Below are 23,991 nucleotides of genomic sequence, written 5' to 3' on the forward strand. Positions count from 1 at the left end.
ACTTAAAAAGCGTACAAAATATTTTTTTGTACAAGTTTTTTCTTGCCTATTGTTCAAACTTGTACAAAAATTAGTTATATAAAATTAATTCTTGTACAAGTTTTTATACTTAGGAGTAGAAGATGACAGATTCCAACATCATTCCAACCTTGACCCTTGAACACCCACAAGAGCATGAGATTACTCTAGGTCTAAGCGCTTGCTTAGCAGGACATAATGTTCGCTTTAACGGCGGCCATACCCAATCAAAACTTTGCCTTAATACTTTGAGCGAGCATTTTAATTACATGACCTTTTGTCCTGAAGTCGCTGCGGGCTTTAGTACACCAAGACCAACCATGCGCTTACAAGAAGATGAAAACAAAGCAGTGAAGTTAAGCTATAGCACGGACCCAGATTCAGATGTTACTCAGCAGCTAGTCGATGGTTTTACCCCTGCACTAAACAGCTTTGACCAACTTGATGGTTACATCTTAATGAAAAACTCACCAAGCTGTGGCATGTCTCGTATCAAGGTATATCAGGAAAATGGCATGCCTAAGCGTGAGATGAGCCAAGGTTTATTTGCCGCAGCCTTGCAAGAAGCCTATCCTCTCATGCCAATTGAAGAAGAAGGCAGATTGAATGATGCCCACTTGTACGAAAATTTTATATTGAGGGTCTACGCGCATCACAATTTCCGTAAAGAAGTGCTGGAGCAACCTAGCTTAAATAATTTGATGCGTTTTCATGCCAGTTATAAGTACATTCTACTTTCTCAAAACCAAGTACTTTATAAGCAACTAGGGCAGCTGTTAGCCAATGCTAAAAAAGACCAACTCGCATCACTTGTGAATGAGTATTTTACTCTGTTTATGAAAGCATTATCGAGACCGGCCCCTAGAAAAGGCCATGTGAATACCTTATTCCATGTGTTTGGCTACTTTAAACGTCAGCTATCAAAAAGTGCTAAGCAAAGTATTTTAAGAACGATTAAGCAGTATCAAGCTGGGCAACTGCCCCTTGTTACACCTTTAACTCTGCTACAGCACTACATAGAACAATTTGGTAATGACTACTTACGCCAGCAAAGATACTTTGCACCTTACCCACAAACCTTAGGGCTTGCTAATCACGTTTAGTATCCAAGCTAAGCGACAGACAAGGTCATAACAAAGAAGATAGAAAAGAAAAAAGGCACTAGATTGGATCAATCTAGTGCCTTTTACATGAATAGGTATGTGTATTTAAGGAACCTGTGAATAAGTCCTCCCCCTCAGCGTATGGATAAAAGCGCCTAGATTTATGGCGAGGAGCGTAACTTAATAGTTATTCTATTGATAAGGCCCTCAACGTAAAGATAGGGCTTTTAAAACACGCCCTTTGGGTCTTTCAGAAAAAGCGCCACCCTGTGTTGTCCCTTTTCGAAAGGTGCCTACATTACGTCAAAGTGACGCCTTGCTTGACGCTTTTTCTGAAAAGACTGAAAAGAGGTGACTTAATCGCAGGTTCCTTAGCTAGTGCGTCGAGAAACGTCTAATAATAGAGTGCACATTACCCACGGTTTCTTCCAACTCAACCCCAGAAGCTAAAGTCTGTTCGGCAATACCTTTGGTGTGATTCGCCCCATTAGAGATATCAGTTACCTGTTGGTTGATGTGATCTGTCATGGCACTTTGCTCTTCAACCGAGGCTGAGATTTGCAATGTCATATCCAAAATTTCTTTCACTGCGCCATTAATTTGGTTTAGAGAAGAACGTGTTTCACCCACTATGCTGACACCTTGCTTGGCAACTTCTTCACCTTGCTGAGAAACCGTGACAGCACTTTGTGCTCGTGATGAAAGTACTTGAATAACTTCATGTATTTTCTCTGTGGATTCTCTGGTTTTAAGAGATAAAGACCGTACTTCATCCGCCACCACACTAAAGCCTCGGCCATGCTCGCCGGCTCTCGCAGCCTCAATGGCTGCATTTAATGCCAGTAAATTAGTTTGGTCAGCAATCATAGAAATGAGATCTGCCGCTTCGCCAATTTCTTCTGTGGATTGCGCTAACTCTTTAATGGTTATCGCGATGTCTTCTACGGATTGGCTAAGTTTATCTATGACTTGCAGTGCATCGGTTGCCAACTGACTCCCCGTATCAACATGCGTCAACGCGCCTTGGGCATTAACCGTATTGCTTTGCACTATATTGGTGATTTCTTCGATGGCGCTCGCCATTTGATCAATGGCACTGGCGACTTCTTGAGTGGCTGTGTTTTGCTGGTAAATGGCAACATTGGTTTGATTAACCTGATCTTTCGCTTCGTGGGCTATCTTGCCCAATCCTGCCGCTGAATCTTCTATACGAGTTAAAGAGGTGCGATTACGGGCAATTTCACAGGCAAAAGCCAATTTGGCTCTGGCTTGGTGACCGCTTTCATCAAAGTAGGTTTGCGCGACTAAAGCGTTGCTATAAGTACCTTGGTTCATGTCACATAATTGCTGCCACTGAGATTTAGCTTTAAGCCCCTGCCAAACGCTCGCGATCAAGGTTCCAGCAAGTGCAATGCCAGCCGCTCCTGTACCTGAAGTTGTATATAAAAGCCCAGCACTGGCCAAACCTGGCACTAGCATAGGTAAGCTTTTTGCCAATCCCATTTGTAGGCTGTGCAACAGGCTGCGAGCGGCTTTACCTTGACTTAATCTTTTATAAACTTTTGTCGCTCGAGCCTTTTCTGCTTCACTGGCATTAATACGAACGGACTCATAACCCACAACTTTATCGCCTTCGTAAACAGGCGTCACAAAGGCACTTACCCAATAATAATCACCATTTTTACGCTTATTCTTAACCAAGCCCATCCAGACTTTTCCCTCTTTAAGGGTACGCCACATTTCAGCAAAAGCAGCTTTAGGCATATCTGCATGACGAATTAGATTATGTGGTTGGCCTATCAATTCTTCTCTTTCATAACCGCTGACAGCAGCAAAAGCATCGTTACAATAAACGATATAGCCTTTTGTATCTGTGGCTGAAATAAGCCTATCTTGCTCAGAAAAGCGATATTCTTGTGGGGATTGAGCTGTCATCTATCTACCTGCAATTAAAATAATATCCATAATCAATTTCTGCGCTATCCATACTTAACTAAATAGTTGATTTGCTTGATTGTAATAGCGACAAAAGCCACTAGATCCACGACAAAGCGCTATTAAACTTATTGATATAACACAAAGAAATCGTCTTTATTTTTATAACTGGCGATTATATATGATGAAATATTAGCCACATAATTCACAAAATTTATAGTGAATGTCATACAGGTTTATCTAAATGATTTAGTTAAATCAGAAACACAATCCATGTGTATTTGTAGATAAATTAAGAAAGGATATTTATTTTTCTCTAATCAATTGATTGGATTTGGTGACGCATTCTATAAGCGTGCAATACATCAAAACCTGCGCCTTCATAAAAGCCCAGATTTTCTTTTAGCTTTGAAATTCTAGGGGCAGAGAAATCAATACAAGACCAGCCTTTTTGTTGCCCGTACTGCTTCACTTCTTCCATCAGTTTAGCCCCTATTCCAGTGGATCTGACAACAGGTGAAACATAGAACTCTTGGATCATGCCAACCTGCCCTCCTCCGTTGAGAGAGTAGGATTCACTTAGGGTAGCGACAGCAGAGAGTACGCCATCTACAAAGCCTAAAATGGCAAAATATTGGCCAGCTCTAATCATTTCATAACAACGATTAGAGGTGCTTTCTATATTAATATCAATGCGTTTTGTTTTGGTCAGATCACTTAATTCAATGGTTAATAAAATGACTAAGAGACCTATATTTTCTGCGTCTTCAGTCGTGGCAGGCCTAAAGTAAATCTTCCTATGATCCATAGTAAGCAGTCCTAACAGATAAACTAATGCGGATATAAGTACCTAAATAACAGGTATCTATTTGAGATATAAAAAGTCTGACAAAGGCAAGGAGGCTAATCAATAGTTTCGTTATTTTCCCGTCTTCTCACTACATTTTTTTACAGTTTCGCTTTATTAATCGACGCAAATAGACAGATTAATATTCTAAAAACGACAATTGTTGAAATAGTTCTAAATTCATAAAATTTTTTAGTCTCATTAAATAGGCTAGTTCAGTTTCACTTATTCAACAGCTTAATTTAGTTTCAATAAAATTTAATGCATAAAATATATATCAGTATTCGGGCACTAATTTTATAATTCTGGATCATAGTAAAAGTACAGTTTGTGAATTAATTAACAGTAAATGAGTATGTATGATTTTAACCGCTAAGATACGCAACATATTTAACCAAGTATTACCTACCTCTTTACTCGCTTTTTTGCTGTTACATGCAACGCCTTCTAAAGCAGATGTTTTTGCAGCAGCAGACGCGCCTATGGCTCCTAAAGCGGAGGTATCTTTACCTTTAGTGACCGACGCAAAACTCACTGAAAAGAGCATGCGCTTAGTTGACTATAAAGGTAAGACGCTATTAGTGGATTTTTGGGCATCTTGGTGTGGTCCTTGTCGTGCATCTTTCCCTTGGATGAACGAAATGCAGGCAAAATATCAGGACCAAGGTTTTGAAGTGGTGGCAATTAATCTGGATTTACGCCCTGAACTGGCACTTGGTTTCTTAACCAAGATTCCAGCGAACTTTCCCGTTTTACTTGATGAAGATGCTCAACTACCTGACGCTTTTAACGTAATAGGAATGCCCACCAGCTATTTAATCGACAAAGAAGGTCGCCTTAGAGCTCAACATGTCGGCTTCCAAGAAGCGAGAGTGGCAGAGTATGAAGCGGCAATACAAATGCTGTTAGCAGAATAATTCTTAGCAAAACAAGGACAAGCCGTTTAAAGCTTAAAACTGATGACTAAAAATACCGATATGTTTTATGCATATCGGTATTTTTTTGGCTAAGACACACTTTCTTGCTTGTTTTTTAACCAGAATAGACTATTAATCGACATTCTTTGGTTGTTTTTTAGTCAATTAGGTTCGATACTTAAAAAGTGTACCCTGAGGTTGCGTTATGGAAATTAACTCTTCATCAAGTTCAATGAATCAATATTTCTCACCTAGACAGCAGCCTAGTGAGAAGATAGCTTATGGTATCGGCCAAGCGAATCGAGACGAGGTGTCTCTGTCAGATAAGGCTAAGTTTATGCAGATGCGTGAACAAAATAGGCAGGATGACATTAGTTTGCTAAATGGTAACGAACCTGAAGACGAGCCTTCTGATGAGGCTATCCGTGTCACTAGTACAATAGGAAGAAATGCAGCAGCCGGCAATTACACCCGAGCTGAAGCGATGGAAATTTACCGCTCAATTCAAAATCTTCTTTAATCTCTACAAGCTATATAAGATATTTTTAAAAAGTGATCTTAACCATTCTAAGATCACTTTTTTGTGAGACTGACACTATTACTTGTCTTGCAGCTGCTCTTCTAGTTTCTTCATTCTTTCTTCTAGCTCAATCACACGGTCTCTGTATTTTGCCAACATAGCCGCTTGAATCTCGAAATCTTCACGGGAAACAAGGTCCATTTTGTCTAATGTCGATTTAGCAAGTTGCTGTACTTGAGCTTGGATTTCTTTGCTCGGTAACTTGCTAAGTTGTGAAGCGGTTTCCCCTAGGGTGCTTCCTACTTGCTTAATAAAATCATCGATCACGACCTTCTCCTTCATACCTTTAATTGTTCAAGCCTGTTATGCACAAGGTATTTTTCGCTTGTGCTAAGAATATGTGCATAAGTTTACCACTTATTCCCAAGTTAACGTCACTTTATCCTCTTATTAAACACTGCCCGATAAGTGTGCATATCTTAATATTCTGATGCTTTTCATGAGGTTAACCCTATTTTTTAAGTATTTTTAAAATACTAAATAACCCTTAGCACCAGATTAGAGCAGTGCTTTTTTTAAACGCCCCTATAACACCCAAGAATCCTAGTGAAGTTTTCATGATTTTCAAAAAGCAAAAGCAAAAACTTCGTAATATATTGAAAAACAACAAGTTTCTCAACATGGCACACATGTTGAATATAGACCATCAACATTTTCAGTCATCAAATCGAATTTTAAATAATAAAAAGGAGCGTGACGCTATGAAGCTTATCACCGCCATCATTAAACCATTCAAGTTAGACGATGTTCGCGAAGCATTATCTGATATCGGGGTTCAAGGTATCACAGTAACTGAAGTAAAAGGCTTCGGACGTCAAAAGGGCCATACAGAATTGTACCGAGGTGCAGAGTATGTTGTGGACTTCCTTCCTAAAGTAAAAATCGAACTCGCGATTTCCGACGACATTGTTGATCAAGTTGTTGAGTCCATCACTAATGCAGCCAACACAGGCAAGATTGGTGACGGCAAAATCTTCATTGTAAATCTAGAACAAGCTGTCCGTATTCGTACTGGCGAAACTGGCGAAGAAGCGGTTTAAACCGCCGCGCATCATCTTTAGCAGTCTTATATTAGCCTTTAGGGGGGCGAAACATGCAAGATCAAATATTTCATTTACAATATGCCATGGACACTTTTTACTTCTTAGTCTGTGGTGCACTCGTTATGTGGATGGCAGCAGGCTTTGCCATGTTAGAAGCAGGCCTAGTCCGCTCAAAAAACACCACAGAAATTCTAACTAAAAACGTCGCGTTATTTGCTATCTCTTGCATTATGTATCTGGTTTGCGGTTACGCCATCATGTACGGCGGCGACATATTCTTATCAGGTATTCAAAATGTAGATGTAGATGCCACACTAGGTGACTTCTCAGGCCGTGAAGATGGCTTTGAAGGCGGCTCTATCTACTCAGGCGCTTCTGACTTCTTCTTCCAAGTCGTATTCGTTGCAACCGCTATGTCAATTGTCTCTGGTGCTGTGGCTGAACGTATGAAGCTTTGGGCATTCCTCGCTTTCGCTGTTGTTATGACAGGTGTTATCTACCCTATGGAAGGTAACTGGACTTGGGGTGGCGGTTCTGTATTCGGTCTTTATAGCCTTGGCGACATCGGCTTCACTGACTTTGCAGGCTCAGGCATTGTACACATGGCAGGTGCTGCAGCAGCATTAGCGGGTGTATTGGTACTAGGCGCTCGTAAAGGTAAGTATGGCCCTAAAGGTGAAGTACGAGCGATTCCTGGTGCGAACCTACCACTTGCAACACTAGGTACATTCATCCTATGGATGGGTTGGTTCGGCTTTAACGGTGGTTCTGTACTTAAGCTTGGCGATATTGCGAGTGCAAACTCTGTTGCCATGGTTTTCCTTAATACCAATACAGCGGCTGCTGGTGGCGCTGTTGCAGCCATGTTACTAGCACGTATTTTATTCGGCAAAGCGGATTTAACCATGCTGTTAAACGGTGCATTAGCAGGTCTAGTTGCTATCACAGCCGGTCCTGATACTCCTACAGCACTCGGTGCAACCTTGATTGGTGCAGTCGGTGGTTTGATTGTTGTTGTCTCTATTCTGACGCTAGATAAGCTGAAAATTGATGATCCAGTTGGTGCTATCTCAGTTCACGGTGTAGCAGGTCTTTGGGGTCTTCTAGCAGTGCCTCTAACAAACGACGGCGTTACCTTTGGTGCTCAGCTAATTGGTGCAGCCACTATCTTCACTTGGGTATTTGGTACTAGCCTAGTGGTTTGGTTCGTTATCAAAGCGGTTATCGGTATCCGTGTCACAGAGGAAGAAGAATACGAAGGTGTTGATCTATCTGAATGTGGTATGGAAGCTTACCCAGAGTTCACAAAGAACTAATCGCTTCTCAAGTTAAGTCTCAACATGTGTTTAGAGTGACTCTGCCTCATTAGGGTTACTCTTCACAAAAGCACAAAGCACAAAGCACAAAAGTTAAAGCCCAGCTTTCATGGGTGGGCTTTAACCTCTCTTCTATTAGCTTTAAAACGTAGTTTTTCTTTTCCTTTTAATTACTTAGGACGTATTACTCATGCAAGTTAAAAACCTAATCACAAGTTTAACCTTAGTTGCTTCTAGTGTTTTTTCGATCAATGCATTAGCAAGCGATACCATCAAGGTCGGCGTACTTCACTCCTTATCTGGCACCATGGCTATCAGTGAAACCACGCTGAAAGACACAGTGCTCATGATGGTAGAAGAGCAAAATAAAAAAGGCGGTTTATTGGGTAAGAAGCTTGAAGCTGTGGTGGTAGACCCGGCTTCAAATTGGCCTTTATTTGCGGAGAAAGCACGCGAGCTTCTCACAGAAGCTGAAGTGGATGTCATCTTTGGTGGCTGGACTTCTGTTTCTCGAAAATCCGTATTACCTGTTATCGAAGAGCTAAATGGTTTGATGTTTTACCCGGTTCAATACGAAGGGGAAGAGTCCTCTAAAAATGTATTTTACACAGGCGCATCACCTAACCAGCAAGCCATTCCAGCCGTTAATTACTTGAAAGATGAATTGGAAGTTGAACGTTGGGTATTAGCTGGCACCGATTACGTTTACCCAAGAACCACTAACAAAATACTAGAAGCTTATTTGACTAGCCTTGGGGTTGCCAAAGAAGACATCATGATCAACTACACGCCATTTGGTCACTCTGATTGGCAGTCGATCGTGTCTGATATTAAGAAGTTTGGTAGCCAAGGTAAGAAAACCGCGGTTGTCTCCACTATCAATGGCGATGCCAACCTCCCTTTCTATAAAGAACTAGGTAATCAGGGCCTTAACTCAGAAGACATTCCGGTAGTGGCATTCTCCGTGGGTGAAGAAGAGCTTTCTGGCTTGGATACCACACCATTAGTAGGACACCTAGCCGCTTGGAACTACTTCCAAAGTGTCGAGACAGATTCTAACGATGAGTTTATCGAGCTTTGGCGTGCCTTCACGAAGAACCCAGAACGTGTCACCAACGACCCAATGGAAGCCACTTATATTGGCTTTAACATGTGGGCGAATGCCGTGACAGAAGCGGGCACAACAGATGTGAATGCAGTTGAACAAGCCATGATAGGCCAAGAAGCAAGTAACCTAACTGGGGGTACTGCGCTAATGAATAAAAACCATCATTTGAGCAAGCCCGTACTCATTGGTGAAATCCAAGATGATGGTCAATTTGAGGTTGTGTGGGAAACAGACAGTACCGTTGCAGGGGACGCATGGTCTGACTTTTTACCCGGCTCAAAAGATCTTATTTCCGACTGGACAGCCCCACTTAAGTGCGGCAATTACAATGTCCAAACTAAAACCTGCTCAGGTAAGACACTATAAATTTACCAACAGGCATGAGCAGTCATGATGCTGGCTAACGCCTAATTCATGCTTTTTAAGCCACAAGCCCTTAAACCACCATCTGCGGTGGGCTTGTGGCCTTTTTTACTCTCTTCACTTTTTCAAAGGAGTGATTTTTTGAAGCAGTTCCAGAACCTCATTTACGGTTTAATAGCCTGTTTTAGTTTTGCTTTTTTTTCAGTTTATGCCGTTGCCAATGATAGCCAATCTGCTAAGGCGAAATCAGACACTGAATTACTTGTCGCGTTAACCCAAGTAAAACTAAAACAAATGAACCCGCTGTTAGACCAAATTAAAAGTAGCCAAGCCCAAACCGCTCTCCCTATATTTAAAACCCTTTTAGAAGGACGCTTGTATTATGTTAGGTCAGGTAAACACCTGATCCAAATGCAAAAGATAGGGAAAGAAAAACACTATTTTGAATTAGAAAGCGCTACCGCCTTACCTCACTTAACGAAAAAACTTGTCAAAAAAGTCAAACTCAACAATAGCGTACGCCGTTATCTGAGAAGCGCGATTGCCGAACTTGAATTAAGCCATCCTGACGCAAAAATAAGAGCCGCGGCGCTACAGAGCTTATTAAGCAACCTAGAGACAAACCTACAAGTAACAATTGAGAAAAGACGAGCACTCGAAACAGACAACAAGGTCATCGACTTATTAGATGTTGCCCTTAACCTCTACCAACTCAAGCAATCTGAGTCAGCCGCACTGCAAATTAAAGCCATAGAACAACTCGCCTCACGCCTTGAAATCCCGGTTAAAAACCAACTCACAACAGTCGCTGAGACAAGCCCTGATCCGGCCGTTAAACAAGCTGCGTTTGATGCTCTAAAAGAAATAGAACATAGCACTAATCGATATGAACTCGTGGATCAGCTGTTTTTCGGCTTAAGTCTTGGTTCAGTACTCTTACTGGCCTCTATTGGTCTTGCCATTACCTTTGGTGTCATGGGTGTCATTAATATGGCCCATGGAGAAATGATCATGCTTGGGGCTTACACTACTTATGTGGTGCAGTTACTCATGCCAAACCATATCGATTATTCACTTTGGGTCGCTATTCCTGCGGCTTTCATGGTGTCGGGTTTAATGGGCGTCATTATAGAAAGGGGTGTTATACGCCACCTACATGGCCGACCTCTTGAAACCTTACTGGCTACCTTTGGTATTAGCCTTATTTTGCAACAGCTAGTGCGTTCTGTTTTTAGTCCGCTTAATAGACAAGTTTTTAGTCCCAGCTGGATGACTGGCTCATTAGAAATCAACCCGATTCTTTCGCTCACTCTCAACCGCTTATACATACTCGCATTTGCCTTAATTGTCTTCTTTGCCCTACTCACTCTACTACGCAAAACCTCCTTAGGTTTGAATGTGAGAGCGGTTTCTCAAAACCGTAATATGGCAAAAGCCATGGGCGTCAAAACGGGCTGGGTAGATGCCATGACCTTTGGCTTAGGCTCAGGCATTGCTGGCATTGCCGGAGTGGCCCTATCTCAACTGACCAACGTAGGCCCAAATTTAGGCCAAGCCTATATTATCGACTCCTTTATGGTGGTGGTCTTTGGTGGCGTAGGTAACTTATTTGGTACCTTAGTAGCGGCCTTCTCCTTAGGCATCGCGACCAAGTTTTTAGAGCCTGTGACAGGTGCTGTTTTAGCCGCCATTATTGTCTTGGTCTTTATCATCCTCTTTATTCAGAAGCGCCCTAAAGGTCTCTTCCCTCAAAAAGGGAGGGCAGCAGAATGACATTGATAAATACCTTATTTGGACAAGGTAAAAACAAGCTTGATTCACGCCAACAGCCAGGGCAAAAAACACTGCCTTTTGTCGCTATTCTCGTAATCAGCACCTTGTTAGCCTGTGGCGCTAACTTACTCTTACCAGAAAGCTCTGCTTTGTATGTGAGTACTCACACTATAACCTTGTTAGGTAAGTATTTATGCTATGCCATGCTGGCCTTAGCAGTGGATATTATCTGGGGTTATTGCGGTATTTTAAGTCTAGGTCATGGAGCCTTTTTTGCGCTTGGAGGTTATGCCATGGGGATGTACTTGATGCGCCAAATAGGTGATCGAGGTGTCTATGGTGACCCTGTCTTACCTGACTTTATGGTCTTTCTTGATTGGAAAACCTTACCTTGGTTTTGGCAAGGTATGGATCAGTTTTGGTTTGCCATCTTAATGGCCGTTGTCATTCCTGGGTTATTAGCCTTCATCTTTGGTTGGTTGGCATTTCGCTCCCGTGTGACAGGCGTGTATTTATCTATTATGACCCAAGCCCTGACTTATGCTTTGTTACTGGCATTCTTTAGAAATGAAATGGGCTTTGGTGGGAACAATGGCCTGACAGATTTTAAAGAAATTTTAGGCTTTGATTTACAAGCGGATTCAACCCGAGTATCTCTCTTTGCTATTACGGCCTTTTTGTTAGCCGTTATTTTCATCATTAGCCAATACTTAATGAACTCACGTATGGGCAAAGTCATTCTAGCGATACGTGATGGAGAAAGCCGAGCACGTTTTATTGGCTATCGAACTGAACGCTATAAAGTTTGGTTATTCGTTTATTCTGCCATTATTGCAGGCATAGCTGGAGCGCTTTATGTGCCACAGGTTGGCATTATCAACCCTGGGGAATTCTCGCCGATTAACTCGATCGAAATAGTGATTTGGGTGGCTGTCGGCGGTCGTGGCACCTTGATTGGCGCGATTATTGGTGCCCTTATTATCAACTATGCCAAAACCCGTTTTACTGCCCTTTTCCCTGAAGCTTGGTTATTCGCATTAGGTGGCTTGTTTGTTCTAGTCACGCTTTATTTGCCAAAAGGGCTCATGGGACTGTGGGAGACAATCCAAGCAAAAATCAACAAACCAGTACCAGAAGCAAAGGATGAAATGAAGACAGGAGTGTCATCATGAGCCAAAACAACGCCAACCAGTTTAGCGATTTAAAACGCTTTGAAGCCAAGTTGAACGCCCCTTTTCAGGCTATTCGCTCAGGCTTACGTCGAGATCAGGTCTGGCCTTTTCTCTTGCCTGATGAATCTAAGGTCAATATTGATAAGGACATCCTCCTTTACATCGAAGGGTTAAATCTAAGCTTTGATGGTTTTAAAGCCTTAAACGAACTCAACCTTTATATTAATAAAGGGGAGTTACGCTGCTTAATTGGCGCTAATGGCGCAGGTAAAAGCACCTTGATGGATGTCATTACAGGCAAAACGCAATGTGATTCTGGGCAAGTTTTCTTTGGCCAAAACATTGATCTGCTCAAACAGGATGAAGCCAGTATTGCCAATCTTGGTATAGGCCGTAAATTTCAAAAACCTACCGTGTTTGAACAACAAAGTGTGTTTGATAACTTAGAGCTTTCACTTAAAGCCAATAAGTCTGTGTTACCCACACTCTGGGCCAAACTCACGCCGTTACAGCTAGATAAAATACAACATGTACTCAGTATTATTGGTTTGTCTAAGCAAGCTTATCAGCTAGCAGGCGCGCTCTCTCACGGGCAAAAACAATGGTTAGAGATAGGTATGTTACTTGTCTCAGAGCCTAGGCTCTTGCTTGTAGATGAACCTGTAGCAGGTATGACACCGCAGGAAACCGAACGTACCGCTGAATTACTCACCTCATTAGCAGGCGAGCGAACCGTCATTGTGGTGGAGCATGATATGGAATTTGTGCGCAGTATTGCCAATAAAGTGACCGTATTACACCAAGGCAGCGTTTTGGCAGAAGGCAGCATGCAAGAAGTGCAATCTAACCCAGAAGTCATTGAAGTCTACCTAGGTGAAGAAGCTGCCACACCCACGCCACCAGCCACAAAGAAAACCATCTCTGCCCCTAACATCAGCAAAGTCAGCTTAATTAACAACAAGGAAGAAAAAGCATGATATCAATGCAAAATATCAATCAACATTATGCTTCAAGCCAGATTTTGTGGGACCTTAACCTAGAGATTAAAGCGGGCAGTATCACCTGTATCATGGGGCGAAATGGCGTAGGTAAAACCACCTTGCTTAAAGCCTTAATGGGATTATTGCCGATTAGTTCTGGTGAAATTTTATTAGGGGAGCAAGATAAACCTGAGGCATTACATACCAAAAGCGCCGAAAAAAGAGCCTTTTCAGGTATAGGTTATGTGCCCCAAGGTCGCGACATTTTCCCCATGTTAACAGTGGAAGAAAATCTCAAAATTGGCTTGCCAGTAAGAAAAGATAAACTTAAGCAGATTCCTGAAAAGATCTTCGAACTCTTCCCCGCTTTAAAGGACATGCTACACAGGCGTGGTGGTGATTTATCCGGTGGCCAGCAACAACAGCTCGCTATAGGCAGAGCCTTAGTTTTGGACCCAAAAGTACTGATTCTGGATGAACCTAACGAAGGGATTCAGCCTAATATTGTGCAGCAAATTGGTGATGTGATTTTAAAACTCAATCAAGAAGAAGGCTTGACGGTTATCCTAGTAGAACAAAAACTGGGATTTGCCCGCCGTGTGGGCCAAGAATTTAGACTCATGGAGAAAGGTCGCATTGTGTGTAGCGATAAGATGTCTGAGCTCAGTGATGACTTAATCAAACAGTATTTGGCGGTTTAAAATTCATTAACAGAGGTTGAATCAAAAAACAGACAACCTCTTCTAATTTTTAATTAAATTACTGTTTTTTTATACAGTTAATTGCTTATCAAATTCTTTTCCCTAAAATAGCCTTTCAAGAGGACAACTAGATATCCTGTGTCCGCCCGCGAATTTTATGGAGAACCAAGATGGCTAAAGCCAAAACTGCCTTTGTTTGCACTGAGTGCGGCACTGATTACGCTAAATGGCAGGGCCAATGCCAAGCCTGTAAAGCTTGGAACTCCTTATCTGAAATCAAGCTAACCTCTTCTAAGACGTCAGCTCGTGTCGCCGCCACACAGGATGCCAAACTCAGTGGCTATGCTGGTGCGACGACAGGGATTCAAGACCTTGCAGATATCGACTTAAGTGATGTGCCTAGATTCAGCTCTGGTGCCAGTGAATTTGACCGTGTACTAGGTGGCGGTTTAGTGCCAGGTGGTGTGGTGCTAATCGGTGGTCACCCAGGTGCTGGTAAAAGTACCCTGTTATTGCAAACCATGTGTTATCTAGCACAACAGCAAGCCGCTCTTTATGTAACAGGTGAGGAATCTCTACAGCAGGTTGCCATGCGTGCTAAACGTCTCGGACTGCCAACCCAAAACCTGAAAATGCTATCTGAAACCAATGTTGAATCCATCATGCAGGTGGCACAGCAGATGTTACCTAAAATAATCGTTATCGACTCGATTCAGGTGATGCACCTTGATGGGGTGGAATCAGCACCCGGTAGTGTCTCTCAAGTAAGAGAAAGCGCGGCCGTATTAACTCGATTCGCTAAACAAACTCAAACAGCGGTTTTGTTAGTAGGCCACGTAACCAAAGACGGCACCTTGGCAGGCCCGAAGGTACTTGAGCATATGGTGGATTGTTCTGTCTTATTAGAAGGTTCTGAAGACTCTCGTTTTAGAACCTTGCGCGGCATGAAGAACCGTTTTGGCGCGGTAAATGAGTTAGGTGTGTTTGCCATGTTAGAAAATGGCCTTAGAGAAGTAAAAAACCCAAGCTCTATTTTCTTGAACCGTTCTAAACAGCCAGCGGCAGGTAGCTTGGTAATGGTGGTTTGGGAGGGGACTCGCCCTCTTTTGGTTGAGCTGCAAGCCTTGGTTGATGATTCCGCCTTTAGTAACCCTAAACGCGTCACAGTCGGCTTTGATCACAATCGATTGGCCATGCTACTTGCTGTATTACACAAGCATGGAGGCCTATTAACCTCAGACCAAGATGTCTATTTAAACGTGGTTGGTGGCGTTAAAGTCATGGAAACCAGTGGTGACCTTGCTGCTATTGCTGCAGTTGTTTCTAGCTTTAGAGACCAAGCCTTACCTGACAATCTTGTAGTATTAGGTGAAGTAGGTTTATCTGGAGAAATTCGCCCAGTACCTTCAGGTCAGGAGCGTATTATCGAAGCCGCTAAACACGGCTTTATTAAAGCGGTTGTGCCTAAAGGGAATTGTCCGAAGAAGAAAATTGAGGGAATGGAAGTAATAGGCGTTGATAGGCTTTCAGAAGCACTAGATGCCATTTTCGAGCGCTAAGAAATAGCGTTACTCTTTTACAGGGACTTTTTCAGCTGCGTCTTTAGCGACAAACCCAAAAAGATCTCCCGATGGCTCAGCTTCTGGGCCATCATCCGCTAGCATACCATAAGGTAAACTGGCCTGAGATTCTGCCGCCAGCCTTTCTTGCTTTGCTTTGAGTAGCCTTTGCCATCTGTTCTTACACAAGGTCAGCACTTTGCGCTTATCTTCATCTGGCATTTCATGCCAATGAAAGCGTTCTTCTCGGCTTCGCAGGCAACCTTTGCAAAAGCCTTTATTGCTTGATTGGCAAATGCCTCGACAGGGACTTTGCACATGAAACAATTCTATCTGTTCCATTTTCGTCTCCTATTATTTTAATTTATCAGACGATCATTAAGCCGTGAAATGCGCTGCGCTAATCTGTAGCTAACTGGAAATCATAAATTTCTTCTGGTGACATAAAGTATATACGCTCAGCGGGGGCAGCATCTAAAGAAAACCAATAAAAGCGTTCAGGCACACCCATTTCTAGGTAAAAGTTCACATACGTCGCATGGATAGGGTCGGCAAGGTTCAGCTCTTCTGGTTCTATTCCTAGTTGGTCATACCATGAATGCACACCAACACCAGCACCCGGGCCTATATTACGTTTTACTCCACCTAAAAACAGATCAACACCACCAGAGAGCACATAGCCTGTCCTTGCAATCATGGTGTTTAGGCCTAAGCGGCGAATAAGTCGAGCAGCCTGCATAGTTGCTTCTTGGTCGATAGAGCCTGGAATATCTACCAAGACTAACGTTTGAATATTAGGGCTTTGGCGCACCATGTTACTCAGCTGTTCTGGTAAATCAGAGCCCAATACACCAGATATAAATGCCACATCCTTTTCAATATAAATTTCAAGTTGCGTATTATCTCGATTAGCTATCCCTGCCTTTTGGGTTGGTCCATCCATACCAGCACAACCCGCTAATACAAGCATGGCTAGCAAGAGGCTGATTTGCTTAAAACCAACAACAAATCGACGATAATTCATTCACTTAATCCTTTTCACAACTTTTAAAGGTGTCTTAACTAAGATATTGGATACTAGATTCATTCTAGTGTCGCGCTAAAGTAAAGCCTAATAAAAGAGCCATGTCATTAACATACATAAGAATAACCCCTAAGCTCCATAATAATTGCATGTTTATTAGGCTAGTTTGCGGGTGAACAGCATTTTACAGCTTAATATCTTAGGCACAAAAAAAACCATGCACTCATTAAAGAGTGTCATGGTTTGAGTTGATATAACGAACTAAGTCTCACTTTTCTCGTTTTTCTTAAGGGTTGACTAAGCGTTATCTCATTGTGAATCACGACCTAGGGGCTTTCGTGATTCACTATTAAGCCAATTCTAAGAAGGGAAAGAGAAATGCGCGCCTTCACGCACACCAGCCGAAGGCCAGCGCTGAGTAATGGTCTTACGCTTAGTATAAAAACGCACCGCATCAGGACCATAAGCGTGTAGATCACCAAACAAAGAACGCTTCCAACCGCCAAAACTATGGTAAGCCACTGGCACAGGTAGCGGCACATTGATACCTACCATGCCCACTTCGATGTTATCTGAGAAATAACGCGCCGCTTCGCCATCACGGGTAAAGATACAAGTACCATTGCCGTATTCATGATCGTCTATCATGTCCATGGCTTCTTGCATGCTATTCACACGCACTACTTGAAGCACAGGGCCGAAGATCTCTTCTTGATAGCTCTGCATTTCAGTGGTGACATTATCAATTAGGGTGCCACCGACAAAGAAGCCTTGGTCATAGCCTTCAACCGCCACATTACGACCATCGACAACCACTTTAGCGCCTTGTTCTTCAGCGCTAGAGATATAACCGCACACCTTCTCTTGATGTGCTTTAGTGATTACAGGGCCAAAATCATTATTGGCATCCGTTGCTGCACCGACTTTTAAGTTTTTCATGGCGTCTTGCATCTTAGTGACTAAAGCATCTGCCGCTTGGTCGCCGACAGCAACCGCAACAGATAAAGCCATGCAACGTTCGCCAGAAGAACCAAAAGCCGCGCCTAATAATTGGCTAACCACATTATCCATGTCTGCATCTGGCATCACGATAGCGTGGTTTTTCGCGCCGCCTAGTGCTTGGCAACGTTTACCATGTGCATTGGCTTGGGTATAAATGTATTCAGCAATTGGGGTAGAACCAACAAAACTCACCGCTTTTACGTCTTTGTGTTCAAGTAAGGTATCAACCGCTTCTTTATCACCGTTAACCACGTTAAACACACCATCAGGCAAACCCGCTTCTTGCAATAGTTGGCCAATATACAAGGTAGCGCTTGGGTCTCTTTCGGATGGTTTAAGTACAAAGGTATTACCGCAAACAAGTGCCATAGGGAACATCCATAAAGGCACCATCACAGGGAAGTTAAAAGGCGTAATACCGGCAACAACACCTAGCGGTTGAAACTCACTCCAAGAATCGATATTAGGACCAACATTCTTACTGTGTTCGCCTTTTAGTAACTCAGGTGCGCCACAGGCGTATTCAACATTCTCGATACCACGTTGCAACTCACCTGCTGCATCATGGGAGATCTTGCCATGCTCTTCACCGATCAAGGCACAGATAGTGTCTGCATTATCTTCTAGCAATTGCTTAAACTTAAACATGACTCTGGCACGTTTGATGGCAGGGGTATTACGCCATTCTGGATAAGCCGCTTTCGCTGCGGCAATCGCTTCTTCAACGGTTTCTTTACTTGCTAGCGCAACCTGCTTGCTAACTTCTCCAGAAGCTGGGTTATATACATCTTGAGTGCGTTTCGCATCATCACGTGACTTGCCATTAATTAAATGTCCGACCAAGCTCATTTGCTTCCCCTATATTTGAAGTGTCGTAAATACTGCTTTTGTGCATTGGTTACGACCGAATTAGAAATCTTATTGACAGACTTTGCCTGTCACAATAAATTAAATAAATTCTCATCTATTAAACCTTAGTTAAGCATTTGCTAACCATTTTATTGGACCAAATGCAGGGACAAGTTAGGTCAGCCTTGACTCTGCCCCATTAGGGTTTAATCCATAAAACAAGAATAAGGGGAGGCAAGGTGAAACAGTTTAAAGGGCAAGTCAGTGATGCAGATTTACGCTTATTGAGGATTTATAAAACCGTAGTGGAATCCGGCGGCTTTTCAGCCGCAGAAGTCGAACTCAATATAAGCCGAGCTGCAATTAGTATCTCTATGGCAGATTTAGAAACTCGCTTAGGCTTTCGTTTGTGTCAAAGAGGGCGCTCTGGCTTTTCCCTAACCGAAGAAGGCAGCAAGGTATATCAATACACCTTACAGCTCCTCTCCTCTATTGAAGACTTTAGAACCCAGATAAATGGCCTACATGAAAAGCTAAAAGGGGATCTCAACATAGGAATTACCGACAACCTAGTCACAATGCCACGCATGGTTATCACCAACTCGGTCAGTAATTTGAAACAAAAAGGACCAGATATAACCATTAATATCAGCATGATACCGCCAAATGACATAGAAAAAGGCGTTTTAGACGGTAGTTTGCACATAGGCATGGTGCCAGACCTTAGATTATTGGCCGGTTTGGAATATCTGCCCTTATACAGGGAAAACTCTCAATTATACTGTAGCAACAGCCACCCTTTGTTTGCCCTAGAAGACAAAGAAATCACCAAAGAAGATATTTTCAAACTCGACGCAGTCGTGCCTGCATATGCGCAAACCCCTGAAATTAAAGCAAAATTACAGCAACTCAATGCAACAGCAACAGCTACTGACAGGGAAGGCATTGCTTTTTTAATTCTCACAGGAAATTACATAGGTTATCTCCCAGATCATGTGGCAGATGTCTGGGTTAAAGACGGAAAAATGCGCTCCTTATTAGATTCACAATTCAACTTTGATACTGGATTCTCTGCAATTACTCGAAAAGGGGCATCAAGCAACCTAGTTTTAGAGACATATTTGTCAGAGTTAAAACTTGAAATAACCAACAAATTAAATTAAAAATCAATAAGTTAAAAGTACTCCAATAAACAGTTTGATCTTTGTCAGTCGAATATTAACAGCAAAGATATATGGTATTTTTTATCAATCCTTTGAGAGATATGAATTTTAAGACTATCATTCATATGCTTTCATATATTCTAATATGGAATATCTGGTTATAAAATTTCGCCAACTTAGACTTTGACAGTTGAACTTAGTTCACTTTAACAAGTACATTGGAGTACTGAATGACCTCTTCTTCTCTTAAATTATTTAGCACTGGCGCAATCCTAGCCACAAGCTTATTGATAAGTGCCTGCTCCCCAGAACAAGAAACCAACCAAGTAGCTGAAGCGGTTGTACGCCCAGTTAAATTGGTTACGGTAACCTCAAACCTAGCTGAAAACATTCGTAGCTTCCCAGCTGAATTAAAAGCAAGTAATGAGGCAGATTTAGCCTTTCGTGTTGGTGGTCAGCTAAATGAATTAGCCGTCACTTCAGGCCAAGAAGTTAAGAAAGGCCAACTACTCGCAGCACTTGACCCAACAGATTTCGAGCTAGACCTTGAGCTTGCTAAAGCGGATCACCGTTTTGCAAAATCCGAGTTTGATCGTAACAAAGCAACTTATGAGAAGAGAGTGAGCAGCCGTGCCAGCTATGAAGCAAGTCGCGCTAGCCTAGATCAAGCAGAGAACGCTTTGCAAAGAGCGAAAAACAACTTGGCATATACTCGCTTATACGCTCCTTTTGATGGCGTGATTGCCGATGTTGAAACTGAGAACTTCCAATATATCAGTGCCACTCAAAGTCTGATCCATATTCAAGACAACAAGACAATTGATCTTGAGTTCTTTATTCCTGAAAGCTTAATCGCAAATATTCAAGCAAGTGCGGTTAACTACAAACCTGATGTCATCATCAATGTGTTGAACGACAAGGTTTATAAAGCTCATTACAAGGAATACAACACCACGCCAGATGACGAAACCAAGACCTATGAAATCACCATGGGTATTGAGCGTGAAGCAGATGACTCAGCGAGATTATTACCCGGTATGACAGCTGATGTCGTGATCGACCTAGGCCTGCTGATTAACCAAACTCGTAATATTCTATTACCGGTTGAAGCCATTTTCGAAACCACAGCGGCAGGTGGTCAACCTGAACAGAAAGTATGGGTTTATGATGATGCCAACCAAAGAGCGGTAATGCGTAAAGTAGAAGTCGGCTCTCTACAGGGCGATCAGATTGTCATAATGTCTGGCCTTGAAGAAGGTGAGCAAGTTATTGCAGCAGGTGTTCACAGCCTGACCAGTGAAACTAAGGTTCGTCCTTGGGTTAGAGAGCGAGGTCTATAAGTGAATATCGCAGCTTATTTTATCGAACGTAAGGTCACCAGCTGGATGCTGACCCTGATCTTGCTTGTTGGGGGTGTGATTGCCTTCACAGGTTTAGGTCAGCTAGAAGATCCTGAATTCACTATCAAAGATGCGCTTATCATTACCCACTATCCGGGTGCATCACCAGAGCAGGTTGAAGAAGAAGTCACCTATCCTATTGAGATAGCACTGCAAAATTTAGCCTATGTGGATGAGATTAAATCCACCACAAAATCTGGCTATTCACAAGTCACGCTTACGATCAAAGAAACCTATCGTAAGCAAGAGCTAAAGCAGATTTGGGATGAAGTGCGTAAAACCGTTTCTGATATTGAAGGCAACTTCCCGACAGGTGTTACCACACCCGTTGTCGTAGATGACTTTGGTGATGTATACGGGGTTATGCTGGCGGTTAATGGTGAAGGCTATCCTTACAAGGATCTTGAAACCTACATAGATTATCTCAAACGTGAGCTTGTACTTGTCGATGGTGTGAGTAAAGTTCAGGTGGCTGGTGAGCAGAGTGAACAGATCACAATTGAGATTTCACGTACTCGCTTAGCAACTATGGGTATCGACCCTTCTAGCCTAGCAAACCTATTAAGCACACAAAATACTGTATCTAACGCAGGCTCTGTGCGTGTGGGTGACGAATATATTCGTATTAGCCCGACAGGTGAATTCCAAGACATTTCTGAGCTTGAGAACCTAATCGTTGGCACACCTACTTCTGGTGAAATGATTCGTCTAAGCGACATTGCCACCATTAAACGTGAATATGTAGACCCACAAACTAACCCAATTAACTTCAATGGCCATACCTCATTATTGTTAGGCATTTCATTTGCCTCTGGGGTAAACGTGGTTGAAGCGGGTAAATCTATCGAAGCACGTATCGATGAGCTGAAATACCAACAGCCTATTGGTATTAACCTAGATACGGTTTATTTCCAATCGAAAGAAGTAGAACGCTCTGTTAGTAACTTCCTACTTAACCTAGCCGAAGCTGTGGGTATCGTTGTCTTAGTACTGCTTGTATTTATGGGTATTAAGTCAGGCATTTTGATTGGTTTAATCTTGTTATTAACCATTTTAGGTACCTTTATCATAATGGAGTACTTCTCCATTAACCTACAACGTATCTCGCTTGGTGGTTTGATTATTGCCTTAGGTATGCTGGTGGATAACGCCATAGTGGTGACTGAGGGAGTCTTGATAGGCCTTAAACGTGGCATGTCTAAACTAGAAGCGGCTTCGTCTGTTGTAAACCAAACTAAATGGCCCCTGTTAGGCGCAACCATTATTGCGATTACAGCGTTTGCACCAATTGGTCTGTCGCCAGACTCTGTTGGTGAGTTTGTTGGCTCTCTTTTCTATGTACTCCTTATTTCGCTTTTCTTAAGTTGGGTGACAGCCGTTACGCTAACCCCATTCTTCTGCGACTTATTCTTTAAAGAAGAAATCAAAGAAGGTGAAGCGGAAGGCGAAGATCCATACAAGGGTGCTTTCTTTGTCGCTTATAAGTGGTTGTTAGATAAAGCATTGCACTATCGCTGGTTAACGGTTCTGCTTTTAATTGCAAGCTTAATGACAGCAGGTTGGGCCTTTCAATTCGTGAAGCAATCTTTCTTCCCACCTTCTACAACAGCTATGTTCTATCTAGATGTTGAGGGCCCTTCTGGTACTCATATTGATGCCAGCTATGAGCTAACAAAAAACATAGAACAGCGCCTATTGAAAGAAGATGGTGTTAGCACTATTACTTCGACTACAGGACAAGGCGTGCCACGCTTTATCCTGACATATAACCAAGAGCAGTCTAATTCTAGTTATGCACAATTCATTATTCGTACAGACAATGCCGAAGTCATTCCTGACTTAATTGAACGTACTTATTACATAATGAAAGATGAGTTCCCTGATGTTGAAGCTAAGCTACAACGCCTTGAACTCGGACCTGGCTCTGGTTCGAAAATTGAAGCTCGTATCACAGGCCCAGATCCAAAAGTGCTACGTAGCATCAGTGAGCAAATTAAAGAAATCTACCGTGCTGATGGTGGCCTTGAAAATATCAAGGATGACTGGCGTCAACGCACTAAAGTACTAAGACCTCAGTTTGATGAAGAACAAGCCCGTCGTCTTGGTATTAGTAAAGCCGACCTAGATCAGGTGCTACTAGCTAACTTTAACGGTTCACGTATTGGGCTCTATCGCGATGGTGCAGATATCTTGCCTATCGTACAAAAAGCGCCTGAGAATGAGCGTCGCTCAATTGATCAGATCCGTGATCTACAAATCTATAGCCCAGCCACTGGCGCTTACATCACGCTAACGAGCTTGGTGAAAGGCTTTGATGTGATTTGGGAAGATCCGATCATTAAGCGTCATGACCGTAAACGTACCATTACCGTTATGTCTGATAACAAGATATTAGGTGGCGAAACTGCCATGGCTGTATTTGGCCGTGTCCGTGCCCCAATAGAAGCAATTCCACTACCTCCAGGTTATACCCTAGAGTGGGGTGGCGAATATGAAAATAGTACCGATGCGCAAGCGAATATCTTTACCGCTTTACCTATGGGCTATCTATTCATGTTCATCATCACGGTGCTTCTGTTTAACTCGGTCCGTGTGCCGCTGGTTATTTGGTTCTGCGTGCCTCTAGCCTTAATTGGTGTGTCATCAGGCTTACTGGCGATGAATACAGCATTTGGCTTCATGTCTCTATTAGGCTTCTTGAGTCTCTCAGGCATGATTGTCAAAAACGGGATAGTCTTGGCCGACCAGATCAATGTGGAACTAGGCCAAGGCGTTGAAACCTATAAAGCGGTTTTCCATTCAGCCGTGAGTCGTGTTAGACCTGTTTGTATGGCAGCTATCACAACTATCTTGGGTATGATTCCGCTACTGTCCGACGCCTTCTTTGAAGGTATGGCTGTGGTTATCTCATTCGGTTTAGGCTTTGCCACTATTTTGACTCTGATTGCAGTCCCTGTTTTCTATGTCATGTTGTTCCGAGTGAAGTATCGTCCTATGAAAGAGCTTTAATCATCTGATTTAAGCGCTATATAAGACAGTCACTTTATTCTGACTGATATAGCCCAATAAGCATTCAATGACGGCTTATTGGGCTTCTTATATCCACCTATTATTGTCACCTTTTTAAAGCTGATTAAT

20 protein-coding genes are annotated in these 23,991 nt (G+C 42.6%); 14 read left to right on the forward strand and 6 right to left on the reverse strand.

Annotated features, from left to right (window positions below; all coding sequences use genetic code 11):
* The first annotated feature begins 122 nt into the window (after positions 1 to 122).
* Positions 123 to 1,121, forward strand: a complete 999-nt coding sequence (locus tag OA91_RS09570; RefSeq protein ID WP_063338049.1) for a YbgA family protein — start codon at positions 123 to 125, stop codon at positions 1,119 to 1,121.
* Between the two features lie 375 nt (positions 1,122 to 1,496).
* On the opposite strand, the gene OA91_RS09575 is transcribed toward OA91_RS09570, so the two are convergent.
* Together OA91_RS09575 and OA91_RS09580 are read right to left on the reverse strand one after the other, a co-directional pair.
* Positions 1,497 to 3,056 (reverse strand): methyl-accepting chemotaxis protein, encoded by a 1,560-nt coding sequence (locus tag OA91_RS09575; protein WP_063338050.1) that lies wholly within the window; start codon positions 3,054 to 3,056, stop codon positions 1,497 to 1,499.
* Between the two features lie 316 nt (positions 3,057 to 3,372).
* Entirely contained in the window at positions 3,373 to 3,864 is a 492-nt protein-coding gene (locus OA91_RS09580; protein ID WP_052701824.1) for a GNAT family N-acetyltransferase, read from the reverse strand.
* Positions 3,865 to 4,262: 398 nt separating this feature from the next.
* Between OA91_RS09580 and OA91_RS09585 the strand changes: the two genes are divergently transcribed.
* Both OA91_RS09585 and OA91_RS09590 read left to right on the forward strand, forming a co-directional pair.
* Positions 4,263 to 4,820: a TlpA disulfide reductase family protein gene (locus OA91_RS09585; protein ID WP_082827862.1), complete on the forward strand. Its 558-nt coding sequence runs from the start codon at positions 4,263 to 4,265 to the stop codon at positions 4,818 to 4,820.
* A gap of 205 nt (positions 4,821 to 5,025) precedes the next feature.
* Positions 5,026 to 5,340 carry a hypothetical protein gene (locus tag OA91_RS09590; protein WP_046015730.1) on the forward strand — a complete coding sequence of 105 codons (315 nt, stop codon included), beginning with the start codon at positions 5,026 to 5,028 and terminating at the stop codon, positions 5,338 to 5,340.
* 78 nt (positions 5,341 to 5,418) lie between these two features.
* Here OA91_RS09590 and OA91_RS09595 read toward each other — a convergent pair whose 3' ends face one another.
* The gene (locus OA91_RS09595; RefSeq protein ID WP_063338051.1) at positions 5,419 to 5,667 is read right to left on the reverse strand and encodes an accessory factor UbiK family protein; all 249 of its coding nucleotides are present in this window, start codon (positions 5,665 to 5,667) and stop codon (positions 5,419 to 5,421) included.
* A 434-nt stretch (positions 5,668 to 6,101) separates the two neighbouring features.
* On the opposite strand from OA91_RS09595, the gene glnK reads away from it, so the two are divergent.
* The 8 genes from glnK (at position 6,102) to radA (ending at position 15,415) form a co-directional block, all read left to right on the forward strand.
* On the forward strand, positions 6,102 to 6,440 hold the full coding sequence (glnK, locus tag OA91_RS09600) for a P-II family nitrogen regulator (RefSeq protein ID WP_046015906.1): 339 nt from the start codon (positions 6,102 to 6,104) through the stop codon (positions 6,438 to 6,440).
* A 53-nt stretch (positions 6,441 to 6,493) separates the two neighbouring features.
* The gene (locus OA91_RS09605) at positions 6,494 to 7,759 is read left to right on the forward strand and encodes an ammonium transporter (protein ID WP_063338052.1); all 1,266 of its coding nucleotides are present in this window, start codon (positions 6,494 to 6,496) and stop codon (positions 7,757 to 7,759) included.
* A gap of 190 nt (positions 7,760 to 7,949) precedes the next feature.
* Positions 7,950 to 9,233: an urea ABC transporter substrate-binding protein gene (gene urtA / locus OA91_RS09610; protein ID WP_063338053.1), complete on the forward strand. Its 1,284-nt coding sequence runs from the start codon at positions 7,950 to 7,952 to the stop codon at positions 9,231 to 9,233.
* Positions 9,234 to 9,371: 138 nt separating this feature from the next.
* Complete coding sequence (gene urtB, locus OA91_RS09615) at positions 9,372 to 11,003, forward strand: urea ABC transporter permease subunit UrtB (protein ID WP_442919124.1); 1,632 nt, start codon at positions 9,372 to 9,374, stop codon at positions 11,001 to 11,003.
* Positions 11,000 to 12,175 carry an urea ABC transporter permease subunit UrtC gene (gene urtC, locus OA91_RS09620; RefSeq protein ID WP_063338054.1) on the forward strand — a complete coding sequence of 392 codons (1,176 nt, stop codon included), beginning with the start codon at positions 11,000 to 11,002 and terminating at the stop codon, positions 12,173 to 12,175. Before urtB ends, urtC begins: the two co-directional genes overlap by 4 nt.
* Positions 12,172 to 13,152, forward strand: coding sequence for an urea ABC transporter ATP-binding protein UrtD (urtD, locus tag OA91_RS09625; RefSeq protein WP_063338055.1), 981 nt, complete (start codon positions 12,172 to 12,174; stop codon positions 13,150 to 13,152). The genes urtC and urtD overlap by 4 nt, the downstream gene beginning before the upstream one ends.
* Positions 13,149 to 13,856: an urea ABC transporter ATP-binding subunit UrtE gene (urtE, locus tag OA91_RS09630; RefSeq protein ID WP_063338056.1), complete on the forward strand. Its 708-nt coding sequence runs from the start codon at positions 13,149 to 13,151 to the stop codon at positions 13,854 to 13,856. Before urtD ends, urtE begins: the two co-directional genes overlap by 4 nt.
* A 170-nt stretch (positions 13,857 to 14,026) precedes the next feature.
* A complete protein-coding gene (gene radA, locus OA91_RS09635) occupies positions 14,027 to 15,415 on the forward strand; it encodes a DNA repair protein RadA (protein ID WP_046015722.1) in 1,389 nt (462 codons plus the stop codon).
* 9 nt (positions 15,416 to 15,424) lie between these two features.
* Here radA and OA91_RS09640 read toward each other — a convergent pair whose 3' ends face one another.
* The 3 genes from OA91_RS09640 to OA91_RS09650 form a co-directional block, all read right to left on the reverse strand.
* Positions 15,425 to 15,757 carry a DUF1289 domain-containing protein gene (locus OA91_RS09640; protein WP_063338057.1) on the reverse strand — a complete coding sequence of 111 codons (333 nt, stop codon included), beginning with the start codon at positions 15,755 to 15,757 and terminating at the stop codon, positions 15,425 to 15,427.
* 58 nt (positions 15,758 to 15,815) lie between these two features.
* Entirely contained in the window at positions 15,816 to 16,439 is a 624-nt protein-coding gene (locus OA91_RS09645; protein WP_046015721.1) for an alpha/beta hydrolase, read from the reverse strand.
* 360 nt (positions 16,440 to 16,799) lie between these two features.
* Positions 16,800 to 18,290, reverse strand: a complete 1,491-nt coding sequence (locus OA91_RS09650; RefSeq protein ID WP_063338058.1) for a CoA-acylating methylmalonate-semialdehyde dehydrogenase — start codon at positions 18,288 to 18,290, stop codon at positions 16,800 to 16,802.
* A gap of 239 nt (positions 18,291 to 18,529) precedes the next feature.
* Here OA91_RS09650 and OA91_RS09655 point away from each other — a divergent pair, with 239 nt between their 5' ends.
* The 3 genes from OA91_RS09655 (at position 18,530) to OA91_RS09665 (ending at position 23,862) form a co-directional block, all read left to right on the forward strand.
* A complete protein-coding gene (locus tag OA91_RS09655; RefSeq protein WP_046015719.1) occupies positions 18,530 to 19,453 on the forward strand; it encodes a LysR family transcriptional regulator in 924 nt (307 codons plus the stop codon).
* 230 nt (positions 19,454 to 19,683) lie between these two features.
* Positions 19,684 to 20,793 carry an efflux RND transporter periplasmic adaptor subunit gene (locus OA91_RS09660; protein WP_063338059.1) on the forward strand — a complete coding sequence of 370 codons (1,110 nt, stop codon included), beginning with the start codon at positions 19,684 to 19,686 and terminating at the stop codon, positions 20,791 to 20,793.
* Positions 20,794 to 23,862 carry an efflux RND transporter permease subunit gene (locus tag OA91_RS09665; protein WP_063338060.1) on the forward strand — a complete coding sequence of 1,023 codons (3,069 nt, stop codon included), beginning with the start codon at positions 20,794 to 20,796 and terminating at the stop codon, positions 23,860 to 23,862.
* The last annotated feature ends 129 nt before the right edge of the window (positions 23,863 to 23,991 follow it).

The organism is Marinomonas sp. SBI8L, from assembly GCF_001624705.1.
In the GTDB taxonomy this organism is placed as follows: domain Bacteria; phylum Pseudomonadota; class Gammaproteobacteria; order Pseudomonadales; family Marinomonadaceae; genus Marinomonas.